Origin of the sequence: Acidocella sp. (assembly GCF_013044125.1) — a bacterium.
Classification (GTDB): domain Bacteria; phylum Pseudomonadota; class Alphaproteobacteria; order Acetobacterales; family Acetobacteraceae; genus Acidocella.
The window spans coordinates 1-3,566 of record NZ_JABEVC010000160.1 but is presented as its reverse complement, the minus strand read 5'-3'; the positions used below and the strand labels follow the sequence as shown (position 1 = coordinate 3,566).

The 3,566-nt window shown below is 61.9% G+C and carries 4 protein-coding genes and 1 riboswitch; all 4 genes read left to right on the top strand.

Going from position 1 to position 3,566, the window contains the following annotated elements; all coding sequences use genetic code 11:
• Nucleotides 1-198 precede the first annotated feature (198 nt).
• A complete protein-coding gene (locus HKL97_RS10120) occupies nucleotides 199-540 on the top strand; it encodes a transposase (protein ID WP_291424962.1) in 342 nt (113 codons plus the stop codon).
• Between the two features lie 168 nt (nucleotides 541-708).
• A riboswitch (cobalamin riboswitch) is annotated at nucleotides 709-908 on the top strand.
• A 116-nt stretch (nucleotides 909-1,024) separates the two neighbouring features.
• Nucleotides 1,025-1,408, top strand: a complete 384-nt coding sequence (locus HKL97_RS10115) for a DUF1636 domain-containing protein (RefSeq protein WP_291424959.1) — start codon at nucleotides 1,025-1,027, stop codon at nucleotides 1,406-1,408.
• On the top strand, nucleotides 1,405-2,445 hold the full coding sequence (gene cobW, locus HKL97_RS10110) for a cobalamin biosynthesis protein CobW (RefSeq protein ID WP_291424957.1): 1,041 nt from the start codon (nucleotides 1,405-1,407) through the stop codon (nucleotides 2,443-2,445). The genes HKL97_RS10115 and cobW overlap by 4 nt, the downstream gene beginning before the upstream one ends.
• 7 nt (nucleotides 2,446-2,452) lie before the next feature.
• Nucleotides 2,453-3,566 (top strand): cobaltochelatase subunit CobN (locus HKL97_RS10105; RefSeq protein ID WP_291424955.1); only part of this gene is annotated, 1,114 nt, incomplete at its 3' end.

Sequence of the window (3,566 nt, the reverse complement as noted above, 5' to 3'; positions counted from 1 at the left end):
GCTGATGCCCATACAAACCTCCCGAGCAAATCAGCAGTCAGTGAATCAGCTCTTCGGCGTTAATTCAAGACGCTCAGAGATGTGTGCATCGGATAGCCGGCTTTCCCGGAGGCTGTTTGGTTTGAGTCACGCTGCGATGGGCTGCTCCTGCAGCGCGGCATAGTAGCGTTCCTCGGCTTCGGCCGGGTGCTTGGCGCGATGGGCCACCGGGTTAAGTTAATCCGGCCACAATACGTGAACACCTTCGTCAAACGCAACAAGAATGACCGCAATGATGCAGAAGCGCTCTCTGAGGCGGCATCCCGGCCAAGCATGCGGACGGTCCCGGTGAAGACTGTCAATGAGCAAGCCGCGACAATCGTCGTGAAGCACCGGGAGATGATGGTTGGCCAGCGGACTCAGGCCATCAACTCCTTGCGCGGACACGCTGCGGCGTTCGGCGTGATTGCGGCCAAAGGCTCAGGCAATGCCGACATACTGCTTTCCACCCTTGCGGATCACCCCGCCATTCCAGACATGGCGAACTCACCTACGACTTAAAAAATTGGCACGGGCAGATCGCGTATGTCCATCAGGCCGGTCCGGTAAATCCCGCCGGGCTCTCAACGCATGGCGGACAAATTTGGTTTCTGATCAATTACAGTTTCTGAGGTTTTGAACTGAGACACTACCCACAATGCGCTTTCGTTGACAATGCCAGAATGCCTGGACTACCTTGGGTTTGATGGTCCTTCTTTCGTGAAGGTGAATAGGGAATGCGGTGCGAGCCTTACAGCTTTATGCCGCAGCTGCCCCCGCAACTGTAAGCGGAAAGCACCCGTCTATCAGCCACTGGAGCGGTTCCGGGAAGGCTGGCGGGTGCGTTCGATCCGCGAGCCAGGAGACCTGCCATCAAGAGTAATGCTGGCCAGGCGGGGCGCCCAGGCGAGTTTTCTTGCGCCGGCTTCCGGTGTTGTTGTTTCGGCAGGTCCGCGCCCCGGCCTGGCACGTTGATGCGTGCATCGGGGGAGTTGTGGCGGAGTCGATGTCAGCCGTGCTGCATATTTGCGTAACCTGTAAAGCAGGCACGCAATTAGAACCGCGCCCAGGGCAGCGTTTGTATGAGGCGCTTGACGCATTGTGGGATGATACACTGGGTCCTACGCAATTACGTCCGGTTTCCTGCCTGGCGGCCTGTGAACATGGCTGCACGGCAGCGATTTTCATGCAAGGTAAGCATTTTGGCTATTTGCTTGGCGGGCTGACGGTGGCGCATGCCCCGGATATTCTTGACTACGCGCGTAGTTATCGGGCGTCGGCGACCGGGGCGGTGATGCCCTCGCGCCGGGCCCCCTCGCTTGCGAATGCTATTCTCAGCCGATTTCCAGCTTATGGGCTGGCACCAGGACCTTCAAAGGATGTTCCATGAATTTGCAAGCGGCAAAAATCCCGACCACGATCATCACAGGCTTTCTCGGTGCGGGAAAGACCACGCTGGTGCGGCATATACTGGGCAACGCCGGCGGACGGCGCCTTGCGGTGATCGTCAACGAATTCGGTTCGCGCGGCGTAGACGGGGAGATATTACAGAATTGCGGCCTGGAGAATTGCCCGGAGACGGATATCGTGGAACTGGCCAATGGCTGCCTGTGCTGCACTGTTGCGGATGATTTCGTGCCGACGATCGAAGCGCTGATGGATCGCCCGAATCCGCCGGAGTATATTTTGATCGAGACCTCCGGGCTGGCATTGCCCAAGCCGCTGATCAAGGCATTCGGCTGGCCCAGCATCCGCTCGCGCCTGACGGTGGACGGCGTGATTGCGGTGGTCGACGGTCCCGCGGTGGCGGCGGGCCGGTTTGCTGATGATCCGGAGGAAGTGGCCCGCCAACGCGCGGCGGACCCTTCTCTGGACCATGATAACCCGCTGGCCGAAGTTTATGAGGACCAGATCAGGGCGGCGGATTTGGTCGTGCTGAATAAAACGGATTTGATGGATGCCGAGACGTTGGAACGGGTGACCGGGATGATCCAGGACAGCCTACCCCGCGCCGTAAAGCTGGTGACGGCCACGGATGGCAAGCTCGATCTGGATGTGTTGCTCGGCCTCGCGGTGGCGGCGGAGGATGATCTGGCGGCGCGGCCTTCGCATCACGACGCCGAGGATGGCGAGCATGAGCATGATGATTTCGAAAGTTTTGTCGTGCGGGTGCCCGAATTGGATGCGCCGGAAGGATTACTGACGCGTGTTGCGGCGGCAGTGGCGGCGCATGACGTGCTGCGGGTGAAGGGCTTCCTTGCCGTGCGTGCCAAGCCGTTGCGGTTGGAGATTCAGGGCGTGGGTTCGCGTTTCCGGCAAAATTTTACCCGGGCCTGGGCGTTAGATGAGGCGCGTGACGGGCATCTTGTGGTGATCGGCCGGCGTGGGATGGACCGCGCCGGGATTGAAGCCATGATCGCGGGATAGCAACGCGATGCACATCCTGTTCCGTGAGCAGCGTAATCTGGACGAGGCAGTGGCGGCGGTGGACCTTCGGCAGAGCCCGGCGGATTTTGTGTTTCTGTCTTTTTCCGACGCTGATCTGGAGGCCGCGGCGATGGCCTGGGGCTGTATGACGGACAGACCGGGACTGCGTCTGGCGAATCTTGGCCAGTTGCGCCATCCGCTCTCGGTTGATTTATACGTCGAGCAGGTGTTGAGCCGCGCCAAATGTGTCGTCGTCAGGTTGCTGGGCGGGGTGGATTACTGGCGTTATGGCTGCGAGGAACTGCTCGCGCTGTGCCGGGCGCGGGGCAAGCCGCTTGCCATCATCGCAGGTGATGGCCTGGATGATGGAAGGTTGCAGGAATTCTCAACCGTAACGCCGGCGGCACGGGCTGCGTTCGACCAATATTTCCGGGAAGGCGGGCCAGGAAACTGGGCAAATGGCCTGCGCCTCGCCGCATCGCTCGCGGGGCTGTGCGTGCCGCCCGCAGACGGGCCGGCGCCGGTGCCACGATTCGGCGAATACCGGCAGCTCATGGCGGGCGCGCCGGCTGCGCCGCTGGCGGCAATCGTGTTCTACCGTTCGCATCTGCTCTCGGGCGATATCGCGCCCACGGAGGCGTTGGCTGAAGCGCTGGTGGAGCGCGGCATGCGCTGCCGGGCGGTTTATGTGGACAGCCTTAAGTCCCCTGAGGCAGGGGCGTTTGTTGCCACGGCTTTAAGCGGCTGGCGGCCGGCGGTGGTGCTGAACGCAACGGCATTTTCCGCGCGCGGCGCGGCGGGCGATGGCTCGCCGCTGGATGCCGCCGGTTGCCCCGTGCTGCAGGTGATTTTGGCGGGCTCGGCGGAGGAAGGCTGGCGCAATTCGGCGCGTGGGCTCTCGCCCGCGGATATGGCGATGCAGATTGTGCTCCCGGAATGCGATGGCCGGCTTTCAACCAGTGCGATTTCGTTCAAGACGCCTGGGGCGCGGGTCGAGGGCTTGGAGTTTGTGCAAAAGCTCCACAATCCGGTGGCGGCGCAGATTGCGCTGGTGGCGGACCGGGCGGCGGGGTGGGTGAGCTTGGCGCAGGCGGCGGCCGGGGAGCGGCGCGTTGCGGTGG

What these genes read in the sequence shown, in the direction of transcription:
- HKL97_RS10120 (WP_291424962.1), top strand. Translation starts at nt 199, where the DNA reads ATGGGCCACCGGGTTAAGTTAATCCGGCCACAATACGTGAACACCTTC.
- HKL97_RS10115 (WP_291424959.1), top strand. Translation starts at nt 1,025, where the DNA reads ATGTCAGCCGTGCTGCATATTTGCGTAACCTGTAAAGCAGGCACGCAA.
- cobW (WP_291424957.1), top strand. Translation starts at nt 1,405, where the DNA reads ATGAATTTGCAAGCGGCAAAAATCCCGACCACGATCATCACAGGCTTT.